General features: G+C 65.6%; 23 protein-coding genes. 9 read left to right on the top strand and 14 right to left on the bottom strand.

Annotated features, from left to right (window positions below; genetic code table 11):
* Window positions 1-2 precede the first annotated feature (2 nt).
* Window positions 3-647 carry a LysE family translocator gene (locus HLG70_RS18270; protein ID WP_171667359.1) on the bottom strand — a complete coding sequence of 215 codons (645 nt, stop codon included), beginning with the start codon at window positions 645-647 and terminating at the stop codon, window positions 3-5.
* A complete protein-coding gene (locus HLG70_RS18265; RefSeq protein WP_171667360.1) occupies window positions 644-1,561 on the bottom strand; it encodes a DMT family transporter in 918 nt (305 codons plus the stop codon). The genes HLG70_RS18270 and HLG70_RS18265 overlap by 4 nt, the downstream gene beginning before the upstream one ends.
* A 141-nt stretch (window positions 1,562-1,702) precedes the next feature.
* Between HLG70_RS18265 and HLG70_RS18260 the strand changes: the two genes are divergently transcribed.
* The 4 genes from HLG70_RS18260 to fusA all read left to right on the top strand — a co-directional run bounded on the left by HLG70_RS18260 (window position 1,703) and on the right by fusA (window position 6,494).
* On the top strand, window positions 1,703-3,163 hold the full coding sequence (locus HLG70_RS18260; protein ID WP_171667361.1) for a PLP-dependent aminotransferase family protein: 1,461 nt from the start codon (window positions 1,703-1,705) through the stop codon (window positions 3,161-3,163).
* Between the two features lie 38 nt (window positions 3,164-3,201).
* Complete coding sequence (locus tag HLG70_RS18255; protein ID WP_171667362.1) at window positions 3,202-3,546, top strand: TIGR01244 family sulfur transferase; 345 nt, start codon at window positions 3,202-3,204, stop codon at window positions 3,544-3,546.
* Between the two features lie 99 nt (window positions 3,547-3,645).
* Complete coding sequence (locus HLG70_RS18250; protein WP_171667363.1) at window positions 3,646-4,110, top strand: universal stress protein; 465 nt, start codon at window positions 3,646-3,648, stop codon at window positions 4,108-4,110.
* Between the two features lie 266 nt (window positions 4,111-4,376).
* The gene (gene fusA / locus HLG70_RS18245; RefSeq protein WP_171667364.1) at window positions 4,377-6,494 is read left to right on the top strand and encodes an elongation factor G; all 2,118 of its coding nucleotides are present in this window, start codon (window positions 4,377-4,379) and stop codon (window positions 6,492-6,494) included.
* Between the two features lie 11 nt (window positions 6,495-6,505).
* On the opposite strand, the gene HLG70_RS18240 is transcribed toward fusA, so the two are convergent.
* Window positions 6,506-7,456: a DMT family transporter gene (locus tag HLG70_RS18240; RefSeq protein ID WP_234103123.1), complete on the bottom strand. Its 951-nt coding sequence runs from the start codon at window positions 7,454-7,456 to the stop codon at window positions 6,506-6,508.
* Between the two features lie 244 nt (window positions 7,457-7,700).
* Here HLG70_RS18240 and HLG70_RS18235 point away from each other — a divergent pair, with 244 nt between their 5' ends.
* Window positions 7,701-8,171 carry an Lrp/AsnC family transcriptional regulator gene (locus tag HLG70_RS18235; protein WP_171667365.1) on the top strand — a complete coding sequence of 157 codons (471 nt, stop codon included), beginning with the start codon at window positions 7,701-7,703 and terminating at the stop codon, window positions 8,169-8,171.
* Window positions 8,172-8,184: 13 nt separating this feature from the next.
* On the opposite strand, the gene HLG70_RS18230 is transcribed toward HLG70_RS18235, so the two are convergent.
* Window positions 8,185-8,994: an alpha/beta fold hydrolase gene (locus HLG70_RS18230; protein WP_171667366.1), complete on the bottom strand. Its 810-nt coding sequence runs from the start codon at window positions 8,992-8,994 to the stop codon at window positions 8,185-8,187.
* Window positions 8,995-9,132: 138 nt separating this feature from the next.
* Here HLG70_RS18230 and HLG70_RS18225 point away from each other — a divergent pair, with 138 nt between their 5' ends.
* On the top strand, window positions 9,133-9,630 hold the full coding sequence (locus HLG70_RS18225; RefSeq protein ID WP_171667367.1) for a YbaK/EbsC family protein: 498 nt from the start codon (window positions 9,133-9,135) through the stop codon (window positions 9,628-9,630).
* Between the two features lie 18 nt (window positions 9,631-9,648).
* Here the strand turns inward: HLG70_RS18225 and HLG70_RS18220 are convergent, their stop codons facing one another.
* The 10 genes from HLG70_RS18220 to HLG70_RS18175 all read right to left on the bottom strand — a co-directional run bounded on the left by HLG70_RS18220 (window position 9,649) and on the right by HLG70_RS18175 (window position 18,656).
* Window positions 9,649-10,461, bottom strand: coding sequence for an ABC transporter ATP-binding protein (locus HLG70_RS18220; protein ID WP_234103120.1), 813 nt, complete (start codon window positions 10,459-10,461; stop codon window positions 9,649-9,651).
* Window positions 10,458-11,501, bottom strand: a complete 1,044-nt coding sequence (locus HLG70_RS18215; RefSeq protein ID WP_171667368.1) for a FecCD family ABC transporter permease — start codon at window positions 11,499-11,501, stop codon at window positions 10,458-10,460. Before HLG70_RS18215 ends, HLG70_RS18220 begins: the two co-directional genes overlap by 4 nt.
* Window positions 11,501-12,190 carry a tol-pal system protein YbgF gene (gene ybgF / locus HLG70_RS18210; protein WP_171667369.1) on the bottom strand — a complete coding sequence of 230 codons (690 nt, stop codon included), beginning with the start codon at window positions 12,188-12,190 and terminating at the stop codon, window positions 11,501-11,503. Before ybgF ends, HLG70_RS18215 begins: the two co-directional genes overlap by 1 nt.
* 85 nt (window positions 12,191-12,275) lie before the next feature.
* Window positions 12,276-12,773: a peptidoglycan-associated lipoprotein Pal gene (gene pal / locus HLG70_RS18205; protein WP_171667370.1), complete on the bottom strand. Its 498-nt coding sequence runs from the start codon at window positions 12,771-12,773 to the stop codon at window positions 12,276-12,278.
* Window positions 12,774-12,804: 31 nt separating this feature from the next.
* Complete coding sequence (tolB, locus tag HLG70_RS18200; protein WP_419144823.1) at window positions 12,805-14,058, bottom strand: Tol-Pal system beta propeller repeat protein TolB; 1,254 nt, start codon at window positions 14,056-14,058, stop codon at window positions 12,805-12,807.
* An 85-nt stretch (window positions 14,059-14,143) separates the two neighbouring features.
* Window positions 14,144-15,265 (bottom strand): cell envelope integrity protein TolA, encoded by a 1,122-nt coding sequence (gene tolA / locus HLG70_RS18195; RefSeq protein WP_171667371.1) that lies wholly within the window; start codon window positions 15,263-15,265, stop codon window positions 14,144-14,146.
* 39 nt (window positions 15,266-15,304) lie between these two features.
* A complete protein-coding gene (gene tolR / locus HLG70_RS18190) occupies window positions 15,305-15,763 on the bottom strand; it encodes a protein TolR (protein ID WP_171667372.1) in 459 nt (152 codons plus the stop codon).
* Entirely contained in the window at window positions 15,763-16,443 is a 681-nt protein-coding gene (gene tolQ / locus HLG70_RS18185) for a protein TolQ (RefSeq protein WP_171667373.1), read from the bottom strand. Before tolQ ends, tolR begins: the two co-directional genes overlap by 1 nt.
* 2 nt (window positions 16,444-16,445) lie before the next feature.
* Window positions 16,446-16,868, bottom strand: coding sequence for a tol-pal system-associated acyl-CoA thioesterase (gene ybgC / locus HLG70_RS18180; RefSeq protein ID WP_171667374.1), 423 nt, complete (start codon window positions 16,866-16,868; stop codon window positions 16,446-16,448).
* Window positions 16,869-16,925: 57 nt separating this feature from the next.
* Complete coding sequence (locus HLG70_RS18175) at window positions 16,926-18,656, bottom strand: proline--tRNA ligase (RefSeq protein ID WP_171667375.1); 1,731 nt, start codon at window positions 18,654-18,656, stop codon at window positions 16,926-16,928.
* Between the two features lie 65 nt (window positions 18,657-18,721).
* On the opposite strand from HLG70_RS18175, the gene HLG70_RS18170 reads away from it, so the two are divergent.
* Genes HLG70_RS18170 through HLG70_RS18160 form a run of 3 tightly spaced genes read left to right on the top strand, consistent with a single transcriptional unit; the run spans window position 18,722 to window position 21,502 of the window.
* Entirely contained in the window at window positions 18,722-19,294 is a 573-nt protein-coding gene (locus HLG70_RS18170) for an RNA pyrophosphohydrolase (protein ID WP_056327909.1), read from the top strand.
* Window positions 19,275-19,973: a response regulator gene (locus HLG70_RS18165; RefSeq protein ID WP_171667376.1), complete on the top strand. Its 699-nt coding sequence runs from the start codon at window positions 19,275-19,277 to the stop codon at window positions 19,971-19,973. The genes HLG70_RS18170 and HLG70_RS18165 overlap by 20 nt, the downstream gene beginning before the upstream one ends.
* Window positions 19,970-21,502: a sensor histidine kinase gene (locus HLG70_RS18160; protein WP_171667377.1), complete on the top strand. Its 1,533-nt coding sequence runs from the start codon at window positions 19,970-19,972 to the stop codon at window positions 21,500-21,502. Before HLG70_RS18165 ends, HLG70_RS18160 begins: the two co-directional genes overlap by 4 nt.
* Window positions 21,503-21,525 lie beyond the last annotated feature (23 nt).

The following is a 21,525-nucleotide window of genomic DNA, read 5'->3' as shown; positions in this document are numbered from 1 at the left end:
CGTCAGCGCAGCAGTTCCAGCGCGACGGGATATAGCGAGGCCACCAGCAGCAAGGCCATGCCCACGTTGAAGGCGCGGATCGCGGCGGGCCGGTGCAGCACCCGGCGCAGCGCCGTGCCGAAAGTCACCCAGATCCCGATGCTGGGCAGGTTGACGATGCCGCACACGACCGTGGCGATCACCAGGTTCGCGAAGAAGCCGTTCTGCGGCGTGTAGGTCGCCACCACGCCCACGGCCATCACCCAGGCCTTGGGATTGACCCACTGGAAGGCGGCGGCCTGCAGAAAGGTGAAGGGTTTGCCGCGCGCCTGACCCTCGTCCATGCCGCCCGAATTCGCGATCTTCCAGGCCAGGTAGAGCAGATAGGCGGCGCCTGCGTACTTCAGCACGGTGTACAGCTCGGGCACCTGCTGGAAGACCGACCCCAGGCCGATGCCCACCAGGAAGATCATCAGGGTGAATCCCAGGTTCACGCCCAGCAGATGCGGCAGGCTGCGGCGAAAGCCGAAGTTCAGCCCGGACGAGGCCAGCATCACGTTGTTCGGGCCGGGCGTGATGGAGCTGACCAGCGCGAACAGCGCCAGGGGGCCCAGCAGCGACAGCGAAGCCAGGGGCACGTCGGCCAGACTGGAGGGAAACATGCTCATTTTGAAATCCTGACGATGGCGCGGCGTCCGCCGGCGATAACGACGATCACGGCGACGGCGAACAGGAACGTCGCCGCCTCCACGGATTCGCCAAACAGCAATGCAGCCGCCACCACGGTGAGGAAGGGCTGCAGCAATTGCACTTGTCCCACCCGGGCGATCCCGCCCGCGGCCAGGCCGCGATACCAGGCGAAGAATCCCAGGAACATGGAGCCGAATGCCAGGTAGGCGCAGGCGGAAACAACGGATGCGCTGGGCCAGGCGGCCTGCGCGGCCATCCAGACCACCGGCGCCGCGACCACGGGGGCGCTGATCGCCAGCGCCCAACATATTGTGCGCCATCCCCCCAGCGTGCGCGAGGCCCGCGCGCCCTCGGCATAACCCATCCCGCCCAGCACCACAGCCACCAGCAGCCACAGATCGCCCACCGACAGCGTGCCATGGCCCTGGCGCAAGGCATAGGTCGTGACCAGTACGGCTCCCACGACAGCCCAGCCCCAGAAGGCGGGCGAGGGGCGCTCGCCGCTGCGCAGGGCGGCAAAGGCCGCCGTCGACAGCGGCAGCAATCCGTTGAACACCGCGCCATGCGAGGACGACACGGTCTGCATCGCGAGCGACGAAGCCAGCGGCCAGCCCACGACGATGCCCGCCGCCGCCAGGATGACCCCTTGCCACTCCTGGCGATTCGGGCGGCGGCTGCGGGTGATCCACAGCAGGGCAATGGCGGGCACGGCCGCAACCAGCGCCCGCCCCAGGCCGACCAGCAGGGGCGCCAGTTCGGCGACCGCCAGCCGAGTCATCGGCAGGGTCAGGGAAAAGACCAGCACGCCGAGGAAACCGTAGCCATAGCCCTCCCATGGTGAGGCGGCGGCGGGGGCGGCCGGGGATGAGGGATAAAACGCGGGACGGGTCATGACGGCACCAGATTGGACACGGCAGTTGCGGCAGCCCGCAGTTGCAGGCTTTCGGTATTGCTGTCACTCTACGCATAGTCATCGGTACAGTACCGGTACACATTGGCATGTCACTTTAATCACTGGCCTGGTAAAAACTCCATGACAGTTGCTTCCGCTCCCGCGTCTTCCCTGCCCTGGCAGCCCGTCCGCCAGGCCGATGCCACCCTGGTGGCGCAACTGGCCGACGGCCTGGCCCGCCGCATCGACGAGCAAGGCTTGCGGCCGGGCACCCGGCTGCCGTCCATACGCAAAATGGCCGAACAATCGGGCGTCAGCCGCTTCACCGTGGTCGAGGCCTATGACCGGCTGGTCGCGCGCGGGCTGGTCCAATCGCGCCGGGGCGCGGGGTTTTTCGTGCGGGCGCGCAGCGGCCCGCTGGCGGCGGTGGCTTCCGCGCCGCCCAATTCCCTGACCCCGCCCGCCCGGGTGGACATCGCCTGGCTGCTGCGCAGCATGTTCCGCGAATCCAACGCGCCAGGCATGCCAGGCGGAGCCGGCCTGCTGCCGGCGGACTGGCTGGATCCGGAAATGGTGGCGGGCGCCGTGCGAGCCGTGGGCCGCTCCGTGCGCGCGCACCTCGTCAGCTACGGCCACCCCCAGGGGTTCGCGCCGCTGCGCCAGCAGATCGCCGCGTCCCTGCAGAACGACGGCGTGCCGGCGCATCCCGAACACAATCTGCTGACAACCAACGGTGTGACCCACGGGCTGGACCTGATCGCCCGGCATCTGGTCAAGCCGGGCGACACCGTTCTGGTCGAGGACCCGGCCTGGTTCGTCATCTTCGGCCGACTTGCCGCCTTCGGCGCGCGCCTGATCGGCGTGCCGCGCGGTCCGGACGGCCCCGACACCGCCCTGCTTGAACAACTGGCCGCCCAGCACAAGCCCAAGCTTTTCATCGTCAACAGCGCGGTCCACAACCCCACCGGCCATACGCTGTCGGCGGGGGCGGCTTATGGCATCTTGCGCATCGCCGAGCGCCATGACTTCATGGTGGTCGAGGACGACACCTACGGCGAGCTCCACCCGGGCGGCGCCATGAAGCTGGCCGCGCTGGACCGCCTGAACCGCGTGATCCTGGTAAGCGGCTATTCCAAGATGCTGGCGGCCAGCCTGCGCGTGGGCTATGTGGCCGCCAATCCCGACATCCTGCAAAAGCTGGCCGACCTGAAGATGCTGGCCGGCCTGACCTCACCCGAGCTGGGCGAGCGCGTGGTCCATCGGGTGCTCATGGAAGGGCAGTACCGGCGCCATATCGAACGCGTGCGCCTGCGGGTGGACGACGCCCGCCAGCGCTGCATGAAGGGGCTGCTGAAGCTGGGGCTGACGGTGCATCACGAGCCGCACGCGGGCATGTTCGTCTGGGCGGATTGCGGGCGCGATACCGAGGTGCTGGCCCGCCAGGCCGCCGACCGCGGCATGCTGCTGGCCCCGGGCACGCTGTTCTCGCCGTCGCAGGCGCCATCCACCATGCTGCGGTTTTCGGTGTCCATCGCCGACCACCGGGGAATCTGGACCGAATTGGAAAAACTCTTCGCGCAAAACGGCTCCTACAATCAATAATACGCAGCTATCTCGTTGAAGCCATTGAAGGAACTGTCATGTCCGCACCCATCAAACCCCTGACCCAGAATTTTGCCGTCGCCCCGCAACTGGGTCCCGACGACATGGCCGATGTCGCCGCCGCCGGCTACAAGAGCGTCATCATCAATCGCCCCGATTTCGAAGGCGGTCCGGACCAGCCCACCGCTGCCGACGTGTCCAAGGCCGCGCAGGCCGCCGGCCTGAAGATCGAATACCAGCCCGTCGTGGGCAGCGCAATGACCGCCGCCGATGTCGTGCGTTTCGCGGAACTGCTGCGCACCTTGCCGGGCCCCGTGCTGGCATACTGCCGCACCGGCACCCGCTGCACCAATCTGTTCGCCGCAGCCCAGCAGCTGGGCTGAAGCGGGCATTGACGCTCGTCAAGCTGGCCGGGTTCAGTTGATGTGAACCTGGCGGCTTTCCGGTAGCATAAAGATTCCTCTCAAACAGGAGCAGGCAAGATGTTCAAGAAGATCCTGATTCCCACCGACGGTTCGCCGCTCTCGGCACAAGCCGCCAATGCGGGCATTTGCTTTGCACGTTCCGTGGGCGCTGAAGTCGTTGCCCTCTACGTGACGCAGCCGTTCGCGGCCACGATCGGTTTCGACGGCATGGCCGCGGCCTATGCCATCACGGACGAAGACTACGAAAAGGCCTCCGCCGAGCAAGCCGACAAGTACCTCAAGCAAATCACCGACCGCGCCGACACCGCCGGCGTGAAATCCGAATCTCGCGCCGTGTCCAACTTCAATGTGGCCGACGGCATCGTGCAGGCTGCCGGCGACACCGGTTGCGACCTGATCTTCATCGGCAGCCACGGCCGCAGCGGCCTGTCGCGCCTGTTGCTGGGCAGCGTCACCGCCAAGGTGCTGTCGCTGGCCAGCACCGCCGTGCTGGTGTATCGCGTCAAGGAAGACAAGAAGTAGTCGCCGCGCGCATCCGGCGTGCACGCACGCCGATGCTCGTTTCGCGCCAGGGCCCCTCGTTTGAGGGGCCTTTTTCATGGGTGCGGAATTGATACGTCCCTTTTCCTCGCGGCGCTTGTATCTTGCCGCGCGGCGCGTAATATTTAGCCATCAGCGCGGGCGCGGTTTCGCAACACCCAAGCACTGCATGCGGCATGGCGCCCGCCGCGGCAAGGCCCGGTCGGGCTTGCCGTTTTGCCAGGCAGTTCACTGCAAGGGAAGAGGCCATGACTCGCAAGACGCGCATCGATCTTTATCGCAATATCGGCATCAGCGCCCATATTGATGCAGGCAAAACGACGACTACCGAGCGCATCCTCTTCTATACCGGCATTACCCACAAAATCGGCGAAGTGCATGACGGCGCCGCGGTAATGGACTGGATGGAGCAAGAGCAGGAACGCGGCATCACCATCACGTCGGCAGCCACCACCGCCTTCTGGAAGGGCATGGCGGGCAATTACCCGGAACACCGCATCAACATCATCGACACGCCGGGCCACGTGGACTTCACCATTGAAGTCGAACGCTCCATGCGCGTGCTGGATGGCGCCGTCATGGTCTATGACGCGGTGGGCGGCGTGCAGCCGCAATCCGAGACCGTCTGGCGCCAGGCCAACAAGTACAAGGTGCCACGCCTGGCCTTCGTCAACAAGATGGACCGCGTCGGCGCGGACTTCCTGCGGGTGCATCGCCAGATCGCCGAACGCCTGAAGGGCGACGCCGTGCCCATCCAGTTACCGGTGGGCGCCGAGGACCACTTCGAGGGCGTGATCGACCTGGTCAAGATGAAGGCGATCATCTGGGACGAAGCCAGCCAGGGCGTGAAATTCCAATACGAGGAAATCCCCGCCTCGATGCAGGCGCAAGCCCAGGAATGGCACGACAAGATGGTGGAGAAGGCCGCAGAGGCCAACGAGACCCTGCTTGAAAAATACCTGTCGGGCGTGCCGCTGACCGAAGCCGAGATCAAAGAGGGCCTGCGCATCCGCACGGTCGCCAACGAGATCGTTCCGATGCTGTGCGGCAGCGCCTTCAAGAACAAGGGCGTGCAGGCCATGCTGGACGCCGTCATCGACTACATGCCATCGCCGCTGGACGTGCCCGCCATCAAGGGCCACGACCAGCGCGATCGCGAGATCGAACGCCATCCGGCGGACAACGAGCCGTTCTCCGCGCTTGCCTTCAAGATCATGACGGACCCCTTCGTCGGCCAGCTGGTGTTCTTCCGCGTCTATTCAGGCGTGGTGAAGTCCGGCGATTCGGTATTCAACCCCGTCAAGGAAAAGAAGGAGCGCCTGGGGCGCATCCTGCAGATGCATGCCAACGAGCGGCGTGAGATCACCGAGGTCTATGCGGGCGATATCGCCGCGGCCGTGGGCATCAAGGACGTCACCACCGGCGACACGCTGACGGATCCGGCGCACATCATCATCCTGGAACGCATGGTCTTTCCCGAGCCCGTGATCTCGCAGGCGGTGGAGCCCAAGACCAAGGCCGACCAGGAAAAGATGGGCATCGCGCTGGGCCGGCTGGCGCAGGAGGATCCTTCCTTCCGCGTGCGGACCGATGAGGAATCCGGCCAGACCATCATCTCCGGCATGGGCGAGCTGCACCTGGAAATCCTGGTTGACCGCATGAAGCGCGAGTTCGGAGTCGAAGCCACCGTGGGCAAGCCGCAGGTGGCGTACCGCGAGACCATCCGCAAGCCTTGCAACGAGGTCGAAGGCAAGTTCGTCAAGCAATCCGGCGGCCGTGGCCAGTATGGGCACGTGGTGCTGAAACTGGAGCCGCAGGAGCCCGGCAAGGGCTACGAATTCGTCGATGCCATCAAGGGTGGCGTGGTGCCGCGCGAATTCATTCCGGCGGTCGACAAAGGCATCCGCGAATCGCTCAATGCCGGCGTGCTGGCGGGCTACCCTGTCGTGGACGTGAAGGCGACGCTGTTCTTTGGTTCCTACCATGACGTGGACTCGAACGAAAACGCCTTCAAGATGGCGGGGTCGATGGCGTTCAAGGAGGGCATGCGTCGCGCCGATCCGGTGCTGCTGGAACCGATGATGCAGGTCGAGGTGGAAACGCCCGAGGACTTCACCGGCAACGTCATGGGCGACCTGTCCTCGCGTCGCGGCATGGTGCAGGGAATGGAAGACATCGCGGGCGGCGGCGGCAAGGTGGTGCGCGCCGAAGTGCCATTGGCCGAGATGTTCGGATATTCGACTTCGCTGCGCTCGCTGACCCAGGGACGCGCGACGTACACCATGGAGTTCAAGCACTACGCGGAGACGCCGCGCCAGGTCGCGCAGGAAGTCATCGCGGCCCAGGGCACGGGCCGGCGAGCCTGATCGCTCCGGTCTCAGGCGGCGGCCGTGGCCGCCGCCGCGCGCATGCGCGACGAGGCCAGCTTCACGCCCAGCAGGATCATCACGAAGCCATAGGCGTGGAACAGCTGCGGGGCCTCGCCCAGCAGCGGCCAGGCCAGCAGCGCCGCATACACCGGCACCAGGAACATGGACAGGCCCGCGGTCGCCGGGCCCGCCTGACTGATCAGCCGGCCATACACGTAATACGCGCCCAGGCTGGGCACCACCGCCAGGAACAGCAGCACGGCCGCCAGGCGCGGATCCGTCCAGGGCGGCGCCATGCCGGTCGCGGCTTCGATGCCGGCAAAGGGGGCCAAGGCCAGCACGCCGCCCAGCATCATCGCAGCCAGCCGGGCGCTGTCCGGCACGGCGGGCAGGGTCAGCCGCTTTTGCAGCACGGTGTAGAACGCCCAGCCGGTCGCCGCTAGCAGGACCCAGAGGTCGCCCTGTCCAAACGCCAGCCGGGCGAGCGCCTGGGCATCGCCGCGCGCCAGCACCACCAGCACGCCGCCCAGGGCCAGAGCCAGGCCGGCTGCGCGCTGCGCTGATAGCGGTTTGCGCCAGATCAGGGCTTCCAGCAGCGCCACCAGGATGGGACTGCACGAAAATATCAGCGCGATGTTGGTGGCGCTGGTGGTCTGGGCGCCGATGTATTGCGGCGCCACCGCCACGCCCATGCCCAGCACCGACAACGGCAAGAGCGCGGGCAGGCCGCGCCACAGCGTCTTGCGATGCGCGCGCAAGGCGGGGGCGGCAAGCGGCAGCAGGATCAGCAGGGCGATCAGCCAGCGGCCGAAAGCCAGGAAGACGGGGGGGAGGCTGGCATCATGGGCCCAGCGGGCGGCGACCATGTTCGAGGCAAACAGCGCCGGGGCCGTAAGGAGCATGGCGGTGCCGGACAGGCCCAGACCGGTTCTTGCGGGTACTGCTGCTGCGTGGGACATGGTTTCCAGCCGCGCGGATCGGCGCGCGGGTTGCTGCGTGGGAACTACCGGCGCTGGCGCCGGGTTGTGCCGCAGCGTTAGCACCGAAAACCGACGGGCGGGATAGATGCTCGTCTTGCTGGAAAGTCTACGGGCAGGTGGGCAGAATAGGTTTCCTGATTCACGCCGGTTTGCGGGAATTTGAGAAATATCCTTCCTGTAAAATTAATACTTACAGGGATATTCTCTTTTTCCGCCCGCAATCATGTCCACACCGCCCAAAATCGACGAAACCGACCGCAAGATCCTGCGCGCCCTGCGCGCGGACGGGCGGCTTACCAACCTGAAGCTGGCCGAGCTGGTCGGGTTGTCGCCCACGCCTTGCTGGAACCGGGTCAAGGCGCTGGAAGAGGCGGGAGTGATCGAAGGCTACGCGGCCTTGTTGAACCAGAAGGCGCTGGGCTTGCCGGATACGGTCATGATCGAAGTGACGCTGGAGCATCACGACGACGAGACCCTGGCGCGTTTCGGCGAAGAGATCACCCGCCTGCCGGAGGTGGTCGAAGCTTTCCTGGTGACGGGCGAATACGACTACCTGATCAAGGTGGCCGTGGCCGGCACCGAGGGCTACGAGGAATTCCTGCGCAAGCGCCTGTACAAGCTGCGCGGCGTGCGGCATAGCCGCTCCACCTTCGTGCTGCGGCGCCTGAAGCACACGCCTTCGGTCGAACCCTGACCGGCCCGCGGGCTCAGCCCCCGATGAATTCCTGGATGGCGCCATTGAAGGCGCGCGGATTGCCCAGGTTCATGCCGTGCGACGAACCGGTGATCGTCACGCGATGGGCATGCGGCAGCCATTGCGACAGCGCATCCAGCACGGCGGGATAGGGCGCCGGGCTGAGCGCGCCGCCGATCAGCAGGACGGGCAGCGTCAGGCCGCCGATCTGTTGCGGCGTGAGCGCTTCGGGCTTTTCGACCGCCTGGCCGAAGAGCGTGCCGACGTTGTCGCGCACCATCTCTTTGAACCACGGGACCATGCGCTGCCAGGTGTCCGGCCCGGTCACGGTATCCACGAAAAGCGCCAGGCCTTCTTCGATCTCTCCCTGGCGGATCAGCGCCAGCGCACGCTGGCGAAAGCCGCCGCGCTCGTCGCCGCCGCCGGGCAGGGGCAGGCCGGGATCGGCCAGCGTCAGGCTGCGCAGCGCGTCCGGCCGGCGCAGGGCCGCCTCGAGCACCACGCGTCCGCCGCGGGAATGGCCCACCAGATGGGCCGGGCCGCCCGCCACCGTGTCGATGAACTCCAGCACGTCGCTGGCATGCTGTGCGATCGAAAAGCCGTCGCCCTCGCCGTCCCAGGCTTCGGGCCAGTACCGGCGCAGGCACACGGCCAGCACACGGAAGGACCGGCCCAGCGGCGCCATTTGCGACTTCCAGTAGCGGCTGTCGGACAAGGATCCGTGCACCAGGACCAGGGGCGTGCCGCTGCCGAATTCGGTGTAGGACATGGCATAACCGCCGATAAGCGCGGTTTGCAGGGGCAGGACGGGTTCGGAACGCATGGAGGTCGGGACGGAGGGCCAGGTCCGCATTCTAGCCCGGCGTGGCCGGGGGGCGACGCCGCCCGACGCTGATAAACTCGACTCCGGCCTGCCGGCGCGCGGTTCGCGCGCCTGATCCCTTGATCGGAGTTCGTCCAGATGTCCCCAGAGTCTCTCGCCGCTTTGCCCCAATCCGCCCAGCGTGTCGCTCGCCTGTTGCTGGAGCTGGGGCACGACAAGCCCGTCGTGGTTCTGCCGCAAACGGGCAAGACCTCGGCGGAAGCGGCGGCGGGGCTGGGCTGCGAGGTCGCCCAGATCGCCAAGTCCATCATTTTCCGGCGCGCTTCCGACAATGCGCCGGTGCTGGTCATCGCCAGCGGCGCCAACCGCGTGGACGAGGTCAAGGTGGCGACGCAAGTGGGCGCGCTGGCCAAGGCCGACGCCAAATTCGTGCGCGACATGACAGGCTACGCGATCGGCGGCGTCTGCCCCATCGGCCACGCCGTCAAGCCGGTGATGCTGCTGGATGCGGACTTGTTCAATTACGACAGCGTGTGGGCCGCCGCCGGCCACCCGCAGGCCGTGTTCAACCTGACGCCCGCGCAACTGGCGGACATGACGGGCGCACCGGTGGTGGACGTGGCCCAGCGCGCCTGATCGCGGGGCGGCTCCCGGTCACCCGGGGTGCTCGTCCAGTCCATCGATCAGCACCTGCCGCCGTCCGCGGGAGCAGGCCTCCACCCGGGCCTGCACGCTGTACACCGCCGCCAGCGAGGCCGGGGTGATCACGTCGGCGGGCGCGCCCGCGGCGTGCAGCCGCCCCTCGTGAATCATCACGGCCTGGTCCGCGTGCTGCAGCGCCACGTTCAGGTCGTGCAGCACGATAAGGCTGATCAGGCCGTGGTCCCGGGTTTCCTGCTTCAAGAGCCGCATCACATGGAACTGGTAGTTCAGGTCCAGCGCCGACAGGGGCTCGTCCAGCAGCAGCACGCGGGGATGGCGGATCAGCGCCTGCGCCAGGCCCACCAGCTGCTTCTGTCCGCCGGACAGCGCATCCAGGTAATGCAGCGCCAGGTGCGCGATGCCCAGCCGTTCCAGCAGCCGGTCGATGGCCTGCAGATCGACGGAGCCCGCCACGCCTTCGCTGGCCTTGGCCGCCACCAGTACCGACTCGAACACCCGCAGATGCACTGCCGCGGGCAGGCTCTGGGGCAGATACACCACATGGCGGGCGCGTTCGCCGTGATTCAGGCGGGTCAGGTCCAGGCCGTCGAGCGACGCCCGTCCGGCGCGAGCGCGGACCAGGCCGGCCAAGGCCTTGAGCAGGGTCGATTTGCCGCTGCCGTTCGGACCGAGCAGCGCCGTGACTTCGCCCGCGGCCAGCGCGGGTATCGACAGATCATGCAGGACGTCCTCACGGCCATATCCGGCGGTGAGGGCTTCCACCGCCAGCTCGGGATTGCGCAACGCGTCGGCGGGGAGTGTCATGGCAGTTGCCTGCGCAGCACGACGGACACGAAAAAGGGAATGCCCACCAGTGCGGTCACGATGCCCACGGGCACCACGACGCCGGGCATGAGGTTCTTGGACGCGATGGAAGCCAGCGACAGGATCACCGCGCCCACCAGGGCGCTGCCCGGCAAGTAGTAGCGGTGGTCCTCGCCAAACAGCCGGCGCGCGATATGCGGCGCCACCAGGCCGATGAAACCGATGGTGCCGACAAAGGCCACCGCCAGCGCCGACAACAGGCTTACCCGCGCCAGCGCCGCGACCCGTACCCGGCGCACGTCCACGCCAAAGCTCGCGGCGCGGTCTTCGCCCAGGCGCAGCGCGGTCAGCTTCCAGGATTGCCGCATGGCCAGCGGCAGGGCCAGCGCGAACGCCAGCGCCAGCACGCCGACGGTCGTCCAGCTGGACCGGGTCAGGCTGCCCATCGTCCAGAACACCAGGTTCTGCAGGGCTTCGGCGCTGGCGGTGAACTGCACCAGCGACACCAGGGCGTTGAAGGTGAACACCATCGCGATGCCGAACAGCACCACCCCCGACGTATTCATGCCGCCCCATCGGGCCACGGCGTCCAGCAGCAGCGCCGCCAGCAAGGCGAACAGGAAGGCATTGGCCGCTATCAGCCATCCACTGGGAACACCCGGCAGGCCCAGCTGCAGCACAATCGCCAGCGACGCGCCGAACGCGGCGGCCGAGGACACGCCCAGCGTGAACGGGCTGGCCAGGGGGTTGTTAAGGATGGTCTGCATCTCGGCGCCGGCCAGGCCCAGCGCCATGCCCACCAGCGCGGCCATCAGCGCGGAAGGAAGGCGGATGTCCCAGACGATCACGCGGTAGGTCGGGTCCGCCTCGGCGGGCGACGTCAGGGTCTGCCAGAGGTCGCGCCACGGCAGGCCCGACGGACCCACCGTGAAGTCGATCAGCAGCGCAACGAAAATCGCCGCCAGGAGCAGGGCGATAAGCCCTGCCCGGCGGCGAAGGATGTGCCGGTAGGCGGTAACCGCGCTTGCGGCTTGCCGCATTACTGCAGCAGTTGCAGCCGGCTCTTGGCCGTGCTGGCGGCCGGCGTGGTCGGGTAGTCGCGGACGATGCGCTGCAACGTGGCCTTCGCGCCGGCGCGGTTGTTCAGTTCGATCTGGCTGCCCGCGATGATCAGCAGGGCATCCGGGGCGCGGGCATTGTCCGGGGACTTCTGGACCATGGCGTTCAGCTGCTCGATGGTGCCCTTGAAGTCCTTGAGCGCGTAGCGGCTGCTGCCCTGGTAGAACTGGGCGCTGGGGGCAAGCTGGCTGTTCGGGTAAAGCGCGGTGAAGGCGGCCAGCGATTCGGCTGCGTCCTTGTATTGGCCCTTGCGGAACAGGTCCATCGCGCCGTCATAGGCGGCTTGTTCCTGGGGGTCGCCGGCAGAGGCTCCCGGAGGATTCGAGCCGCCGGCGGCGGCGCCCGGCTTGGCGCTGGGCTGCTGCCGCGACACCAGCTCGAGCTGGTCGCGCAGCTGGGCGACTTCCTGTTGCAAGGCTTGAATCTGGTCAGCCAGTTGAAGCTTGGCGCGCTGGCTTTGCTCGTTCTGCTGCTGCACCTGCTGGCGCAAATCCAGGATGGCCTTGCGGGCCTCATCATCGGAAAAAGCGTGAGCGGGCGCCGTCAGGGCTGCAAGCACCAGACCAGTGGCCACAATCAGAGGACGCAGGGACAGAACTTTATCGCGCATGAATATTCCCGGGTATAAAAACAAACGTCGGGACGGCCGGCTGACCGTCCCGACGCGTGGTAGGGCTCTAGACTAAGCGAAAAGCTTAACGCAGATAGTTGATATCGGCGCGGCGGTTTTCAGCAAAGTCGGCTTCAGTCGTACCCGTCGACCGCGGCTTTTCCTTGCCGAAGCTGATGGTTTCGATCTGGTTGTCGCTGACGCCCAGCAGGGTCATCATGCGACGGACGGCGTCGGCACGACGCTGGCCCAGGGCCAGGTTGTACTCAGCACCGCCGCGTTCGTCGGTGTTACCTTCGATCTTGACCTTTTGCTGTTGGTGCGAGGCCAGATACTTGGCATGGGTTTCGACCAGGCCACGGTATTGGTCCGACACGGTGTAGCTGTCGAAATCAAAGTACACCGAGCGCTGTTGCGCCAGGATGCTTTGGGGGTTGAAGGGATCAAGGATCTGGCCAGAGGCCGATCCTTGGCCAGCGCCTCCGCCCTGACCCGCTTTATCGTCGAGAGGGACGGAGCTGCAAGCTGCCAGGGTGGCGGCCAGAGCGGCGATGGTTAGGCTTTTGGCAATGCGCGACTTCATGATAGTTCCTTTGCAAAGAGAGTCACACGTGTTATCGGGTAAATGGGCCCCAAGTCGGTTCACGTATTTCCCCGTTCAGTACCGAAAGCGTCTGTCGTACGCGGCCATCGCTCGAAACACCAGCAAGCACGCTACGGCCATTTTGGATGGCGGCGTAAAGGACTTGCATGCCATTAGGCGCAAAGCTAGGCGACTGATCGTCACGACCATCAGTCAGCAAGGCTTCGGAGCCTGAGGACAGGTTCAAGGATGCGATTCGAAACGCGCCGTCTCGTCTTGCAACGTACAGCAGCGTCGATCCATCGGGGGAAATTCGGGGTGATATGTTGTAACCACCATTAAACGTGAGGCGGCGAGCTTCGCCACCTGTCGAGCCGGTCTGATAGATTTGCGGCCCGCCGCTGCGGTCACTCGTAAAGATAATGGAAGCACCGTCTGGCGTAAAGCTCGGTTCGGTGTCAATCCCGGGAGAACGCGTAACTCGGCTCGGATTCGAGCCGTCAGAGGCATTAACGACGTAAATTTGCGACAAACCGTCACGGGTCAGGGCCACGGCCAGCTTGCTGCCGTCGGGCGACCAGCCGGGGGCGCTGTTGTTGCCCTTGAAGTTGGCAACCGGTGCGCGGGCGCTGGTGGCCAAAGTGTGCACGTAGACGACAGGTTTGCCGGATTCGAAGCTCACATAGGCCAGTTTGGCGCCGTCGGGCGACCAGGCCGGCGAAATGATCGGCTCGCGCGAACGCAGGGCGACCTGCGGATTCTGACCGTCGGCATCGGCCACCTGCAGTTCGTACGTGGCGCCTTTCTTCAGCACATACGCGATACGGGTGGAGAACACGCCGCGAACGCCGGTGATCTTCTCGTAGATGCGGTCGGCGATCTGGTGGGCAACGCGGCGCAATTCCTGCTCAGTGCCCGAAAACGCCACGCCATCCAGCTGCGCCTTCTTGACCGTGTCGGCCAGACGGTAGCGCACGTCGTAGCGGCCATCGGCGCCACGGGTGATGCTGCCGTAAGCGATGAAGTCGGCGCCCTTGCCGCGCCAGTCGTCGTGGGCGATGGGCGAATCGACGTTCAGGCCGGAGCCGGCGGCGTTGATCAGGCGGAACTGGCCGGTGCGGGTCAGGTCGGCGCGGATCACTTCGGCCAGCGCGCGGCCGTGGGTGTCGTCAACGGCGAAATCAGCGATGGCCACGGGATATTGGGTTGCCCCTGTGCCGGAAATATCGACACGCAGCTGCGCATGGACGGGCTTCATGGCCATCAGGCAGGCCAATGCCACCATCAGCAGCCCGAGTCCATACGATCGCCAGAGAGCGAAGGGGGGCACTCGTCGACTATAAGCGGGAGTCATATTCATCAATCTCCTGTCAATCATACATTCTGTACACAACGTCAATGATGGGTTCATAGCGGCCCGTCGAGGGCTTCGGGAAGGGGTTGCAGCGGCGGATGCCGGTTTCGACCGCGCGGTCAAATCCGGCGTTCCCCGAAGAACTGGTCAGCGTGACGCCGTTAACCTTCCCGTCAGAACCTAACTGTACCCGGTATTGTGCCGTCGGATTCTCCGAGCCGCTGCGGGCCGGGGGCGGATAAGCCACCCCGGGCTGGACGCAGGCGCGGACCTTGGCACCATACCCGCTATCGCGCCCGCCGCCCGCCTGGTTGCGGTCGGCGGTGCCGCCCGGAATGCCCGCGGCGCCGAGCGCGTCGTTGCGGAACGCATCCTTGAGCGCCTTGTCTGCGGCGGCCTTCTTCGCGGCGGCGGCTTTCTCGGCAGCGGCCTTTTCAGCCGCAGCCTTTTCAGCCGCGGCTTTTTCGGCGGCAGCCTTCTCGGCCTTTTCCGCCTTTTCGGCAGCCGCCTTTTCAGCAGCGGCCTTTTCGGCGGCAGCCTTCTTGGCGGCGTCGTCCTTGGCCTTCTTCTCGGCGGCAACCTTTTCGGCAGCAGCCTTCTCCGCGGCGGCTTTTTCGGCGGCAGCCTTGTCAGCAGCCTGGCGTTCTTGCTCCAGGCGCTTCTTTTCCTTCAGCTCGGCCTGCTTGCGCTCTTCTTCCAGGCGCGCCTTTTCCTTGGCGGCCTCGGCGGCCTGGCGTGCCTGTTCTTCCTGCTCGCGCTTCTTCTTGGCTTCCTGGATGGCGATCTCGGGATCGACTTCCTCGGTTTTGGGCTGAACCTGCGGTTCGGGCTTGGGCGGAGGCGGCGGCGGGGGAGGTGGCTCGGGCGCCTTTTCGGGCTCGGGCGGAGGCTGCGGCTTGGGTTGCGGCTTGGGAGGTTCGGGTTGGGGCGTGGGCGGGGGCGAGACGGGCGAATTGCCGTCTGCCCAGAGTTCCACCTGGACGGGGCCGGGGTTCTCTGTGCGCCAGTTCACGCCAAAGATCAGGGCGACCAGCAGCAGCAAATGCACCGCCACAGCCAGAATCAGCGAATTCCGGTTGTCGTTGTTGGGCGGGGTGGCCGGTGGGCCGCTGCGGTGTCGAATAATGGGTGGCGTCATGTGGGGTGCATGCCGGCCGGGCCGGCGGAAGGCGGCGCGTTAGCGTTTTTTCGCGGGTGCGGGCTGGGAGGCGCCGGCGGACTGGTCCACCAGCAGGCCCAGGCGGGTGATGCCGTTGGTGCGCAGCTCGTCCATGACCTTCACAACCGTCTCGTAGGGCACCTTGCCGTCGGCGGCAATGACCACCGGGGTTTCCGCCGTAATGCGCGAACGCACTTGCGCGACCAGTTCGGTACGCGCGATGTCCTGCATGGTTGCGCCAGGCTCGCGCATGCGCAGGGCAATCTTGCCGTCTTCCGAAATCTGGACTTCCAGGGGCTTGACGGGCACGTCGGAGGCGGCGCCCACGGAAGGAAGCTGGATCAGGCCAGGCGTGATCAGGGGCGCCGTCACCATGAAGATGACCAGCAGCACCAGCATCACGTCGATGTACGGCACCACGTTGATGTCGGCCTTCATGCGGCGGCCGGACCTGCCGCGTGAGCTTACCGAGGGCATTAGCGCACCTGCCGTTGCAGAATGTTCAGGAATTCATCGACGAAGCTGTCGAAACGGATCGAGATGCGATCGATGTCATTCGTGAAGCGGTTGTAGGCAACCACGGCCGGGATGGCGGCGAACAGGCCGATGGCGGTTGCGATCAGCGCTTCCGCGATGCCGGGGGCCACCGAGGCCAGCGTGGCCTGCTGCATGTTCGACAGGCCGATGAAGGCGTGCATGATCCCCCAGACCGTGCCCAGCAGGCCGATATAGGGCGACACCGAGCCGGCGGAAGCCAGGAAGTTAAGGTGCGACTCCAGCGAATCCATTTCACGCTGGTAGGCGGCGCGCATGGCGCGGCGCGGGCCGTCCAGCAGGGCCGTGGCGTCACCGCCGGCGTTGCCGCGGCGGGCCTTCAGGAATTCGGTCATGCCGGCATCGAAAATGCGGGCGAGGGCGCCTTGCTCGTCGCGGCGCGAGGCCACGGCCTGCTGCAGCATGGACAGGTCGCCGCCCGACCAGAAGTCGTCTTCAAAGCGGCGGGTCTGGGTATGGGCGCGCTTGATCGCCATTCGCTTGGCGAAGATGTAGGTCCAGGACATGATCGAGATGCCTAACAGCATCAGCATGATCAGCTGGACCGGCACGCTGGCGTGCGAAATCAGCGAAAGCAACGACATGTCGTTGGTGACTTGCATGGTTATTCCTGAATGAATTCCAGTTTGGCGCGGACGTCAGCCGGCAACTCCGCCGGCCGCATGTGAATGGCATCGACGCAACAGACTTGGATGTTGCCTTCGGCAAGCAGTTCCCCGTTGCGCTCCGCGCGCTGCGCGAAGTGTATCGAAGCGCGGCCCAGTTTGGTGACTCGGCTGCGTATGGTAAGCAAATCATCCAGCCTGGCGGGCTTCCGGTAGGACATGTCCAAGGAGCGGACAACAAAAAGGCGTTGTTCGCTGGCGGCCAGTCCGGACTGGTTGACTCCCAGGTTGCGCAGCCACTCGGTGCGGGCGCGTTCCAGGAATTTCAAGTAGTTGGCGTAGAAAACTACCCCGCCTGCATCCGTGTCTTCATAGTAGACACGGACTTGCAGGAGGGATTCGGGGGACTTCGGATCGGTCACGATACGGATGATGATGGTGCGGGTCGGGACGCGGGAAGTCCGTAGTTGCTATAGGGTTTAAAGGGTGTCGAGTTTCGTCAGCACTTCTTCAAGCGCGGACTCTACCGGAATCTTGGCGGCTTCGGTTTCCCGACGGGCCTGCAATTCCACCACACCATCGTTCAGCCCGCGTTCTCCAACTGTTACACGCAGGGGGGCGCCGATCAATTCCCACTCCGCGAACATGACGCCCGGACGCGCATCGCGGTCGTCCAGGATGACGTCCACGCCGCGCGCCAGCAGCGATTCATAGAGCTTTTGGGCGGTGTCACGCACCGTTTCACTTTTGCCCCAGCCGACCGGGCAGATCACCACTTCGAACGGAGCGATCGCGCGGGGCCAGATGATGCCACGCGCGTCGTTGTTCTGTTCGATGGCGGCGCCCACGATGCGGGTCACGCCGATACCGTAGCAGCCCATCTCCAGCACGGCCGGCTTGCCGGTTTCGTCCAGGAACGTTGCCTTGAGCGCTTCGGAGTACTTCTTGCCCAGGTAGAAAACGTGGCCCACTTCAATGCCGCGCTGGATGGACAGCGTGCCCTTGCCGTCCGGCGAAGGGTCGCCCGCGACCACATTGCGCAAATCGGCCACCTGCTCGGGCTCGGGCAGGTCGCGGCCCCAGTTCACGCCCTGGGTGTGGAAGTCTTCGCGATTGGCGCCGCAGACGAAGTCGGCCATGTTGGCGACCGTGCGGTCGGCGATCACATGGACGGGCTTGGCGGTCTTGACCGGACCCAGATAACCCGGCTTGCAGCCGAAGTGTTCGACGATCTCGGTTTCCGTGGCGAAACGGAAGCCCGCCAGGCCCGGCAGCTTGCCGGCCTTGATCTCGTTGAGTTCGTGGTCACCGCGCAAGAGCAGCAGCCAGATGTCGACCTTGCCCTTTTCGCCGTCGGTGGCCAGGACGATCGACTTGATCGTGCGTTCCAGCGGCAGGTCCAGCAGCTTGGCGACGTCCTCGCACTTGGCGGCGCCCGGCGTGGCCACGTCCGCCATGGGCTCGGCGGCTGCGGCGCGCGTCGGATACAAGGCAAGGGCTTCGGCCAGCTCGATGTTGGCGGCATAGTCCGATTCGGCGTTGTAGACCAGCAGGTCTTCGCCGGTGTCGGCGATAACCTGGAATTCATGGCTGCGGGTGCCGCCGATCGAGCCCGTGTCGGCCGACACCGCGCGGAATTCCAGGCCCAGGCGGCCGAAAATGCGCATGTAGGCATTGAACATGATGTCGTAGCTGCGCTGGGCGCCGGCTTCGTCGCGGTCGAAGGAGTAGGCGTCCTTCATGGTGAATTCGCGGCCGCGCATCAGGCCGAAGCGCGGGCGGCGTTCGTCCCGGAACTTGGTCTGAATGTGATAGAAATTCAGCGGCAGCTGGCGGTAGCTGTGGATTTCATTGCGGGCGATGTCCGTAATGACTTCCTCGGACGTGGGCTGCAGCACGAAATCGCGCTGGTGCCGGTCCTTGATGCGCAGCAGTTCCGCGCCGTACTGCTCCCAGCGCCCCGATTCCTGCCAGAGCTCGGCCGGCTGAACCACCGGCATCAGCAGTTCGATGGCGCCGGCGGCGTTCATTTCTTCCCGGACGATCGCCTCGACCTTGCGGATGATCTTCAGGCCCAGGGGCATGTAGGTGTAGATGCCGCCCGCGAGCTTGCGGATCATCCCGGCCCGGGTCATCAGCTGGTGGCTGGCGACTTCGGCTTCGGAAGGGGCTTCTTTGAGGGTGTTGATGTGGTAGTTGGATGCGCGCATGTTTAAAGGTGGCAGCAGATACGTATAATCGACTGTAATTGTATTGAATTCGGTGGGGGTGGCCCATGCTTGACCGCGAAGGCTACCGCCCCAATGTCGGCATCATTCTCGTCAACACTAGAAACGAGGTCTTTTGGGGCAAGCGTATCAGGGAACATGCATGGCAGTTCCCCCAGGGTGGCATCAAGTATGGCGAAAGCCCGGTGCAGGCCATGTATCGCGAACTCCATGAAGAGGTGGGCCTGAAGCCCGAGCATGTCCGTATTTTGGGGCGTACACGCGATTGGTTACGTTATAACGTGCCCGATCACTTTGTCCGGCGTGAGTGGCGTGGCCACTATAAAGGACAAAAACAGATTTGGTTCTTGTTGCGCCTGGTGGGCCGTGACAGCGACGTATGCCTGCGCGCGACGCAGCATCCGGAATTCGATGCCTGGCGCTGGAGCCAGTATTGGGTACCCCTGGATGCCGTCATCGAGTTCAAGCGTGACGTCTATACCCAGGCGTTGAACGAGTTGTCGGCTATCCTCTTTCGGCGTCATCACGAAACCCGCTATCTGCGCCAACGCGTGCATGGTCAGCGGGCGGCAGAGAATTTGCCCGAAGGAACGGACGGTCATGCGCATATTGTTGGTTGAAGACGAACGGGACATGGCGTCCTGGTTGATGCGCGCGCTCGCTCAAAGCGGATTCGTGCCGGACCACGCGGCGGATGCCCGCACGGCTGAGGCTTTCATGGCGGGCACGGAATATGACGCCATCGTCATGGACCTGCGCCTGCCCGACAAGCACGGGCTGGTGGTCCTGCGCGAAATGCGCAACCGCGACGACCGCACCCCCGTCTTGCTGCTGACCGCCCAGGGCGCGCTGCAAGATCGGGTGCGCGGCCTGAACCTGGGCGCGGACGACTTCCTGACCAAGCCTTTCGCGCTGGAAGAACTGGAAGCGCGGCTGACCGCGCTGGTGCGCCGCAGCCGCGGCCGCCAGCATCCGCGGCTGCAGTGCGGTTCGCTCTCCTACGACAGCGAAAGCCGCGCGTTCACGCTGGACGGCTCGCTGCTGTTCCTGACCCCGCGCGAACACGCCGCCCTGGCGGCGCTGTTGACCCGCAGCGGCTATCCCGTGGACAAGTCCCAGTTGTTCGGCAAGGTCTTCACGCACGACAGCGAAGCCAATCCCGACGCCATAGAGGTCGTGCTGCACCGCCTGCGCAAGAAGCTGGCCGGCAGCGACGTGCGCATCGTGACCGTGCGCGGACTGGGCTACATGCTGGAAAGCGTTGCCAGTGAGTCCGCGGAATCCACAGGCACCAAGTGAGCCTGCGGATTCCGGGATTGCCGCGCGTCGGCATTCGCGCGCTGCTGATCATCTTGTTGCTGCCCGGCGTGGTGGTGCTGCTGGTCATCGACTCCCTGAACGACTACCGCACCCTGTCGGAGATCACCAACGAAGCCTATGACAGCGCGCTGGTGGAGCCCGCCCGCGTGCTGGAAAGCAGCCTGGAGTTCACGCCCGAAGGCAATCTTCAGGTGGCCACGCCGCTGTACGCGCAGGTCATGCTCGAGTCCCGCGCCGGCCTGCGCAAGTACTTCCGCATCGAGGAAATCGATCCGCCCCTGCCGGACGGCGCCGCCGTGCCCGTGACCCAAGGCAAGACCTTGCTGGGCATGCCGGAAATGCCGCGTCCCCCCAACTGGCCTCGTTCGAACGGGCAGCCCATCTTTTACGACAGCGTGTACCGCAACGATCCGGTGCGGGTGGTATCGGTGGTGCGCGACCTCTATTACCAAGGCCAGCACCGCCAGGTGCTGGTGGTGGTGGCGGAAAGCACCGGCAAGCGCATCGAGGCCGAGAACAACGCGCGGCGCCAGGAGATCCTGCGCGATGCGCGGATGCTCGCGCTGGTGGTGGTGCTGGTCTGGTGGGGCGTGTCGTGGGCGCTCAAGCCTTTGCGTCGGCTGCGCGCGGATATCCGCGGGCGCCGCCCGGACGACCTGACGCCGCTGGACGCCTCGCGCGTGCCCAGCGAAGTCGCGCCCCTGGTCGAGGCCGTCAATCACCATATCGCCCGCTATCGGCGGGTGCTGGACGAGCAGTCGCACTTCCTGGCCGACGCCTCCCATCAGTTGCGCACGCCGCTGGCCATCATGCTGACGCAGGCGCAATACGCGCTGCGCGAACGCGATCCGGCGCGCGCCCAGGAAGGCCTGCGCGCCATCGTTGACCAGCTGGGCCGCACGCGCCGCCTGACCGAGCAGCTGCTCTCGCTTGCGCACGCCAACCAGGCCGCCCCGCTGCCACGCCAACTGTTGGACATGAACGCCGTCTCCCGTGAAGTCGTGCTGCAATACCTGCCGCTGGCCCACGAGAAACAGCAGGATCTGGGGTGGGTGCAGGCGGGCTCCGAAGAAGGGCTGGAAACGCCGGTGGCCGTCTCCGGGAACGAGGCCGAGCTGCACGAGGCGCTATCGAACCTGGTGCACAACGCGATTCACTATGCCCCCGTCGGCGCGCGCATCACGGTCTCCGTCTGTCGGCTGGAGAACCGCGTCGAGGTCGCCGTGTCCGATAACGGCCCCGGCCTGGACCCGGTCTTGCGCGTGCGCGCCTTCGCGCGTTTCGAGCGCGTGGGCACGGACAAGCCTGTCGCGTCCTCGGGCTCCGGCCTGGGGTTGGCGATCGCGCGCGCCTACGCCAGGCGCAACGATGGCGACATCGAACTGCGCGATGGCGAGTCCAACGACAGGGGCGGCGTCGGCCTGGCGGCCGTGCTGTGGCTGCCGCTCGCGCCCATTGTGTCGCAGTACCCAAGGCCGATCGACGTCGAGCTCAAGGGCGATCAGTAGCCTCCCGGCTTTCAATCTTCTCT

This window comes from Achromobacter deleyi (genome assembly GCF_013116765.2).
Taxonomy (GTDB): domain Bacteria; phylum Pseudomonadota; class Gammaproteobacteria; order Burkholderiales; family Burkholderiaceae_B; genus Achromobacter; species Achromobacter deleyi_A.
Note: the sequence above shows the minus strand (reverse complement) of the source record. Positions and strands in the feature narration are given on the sequence as shown.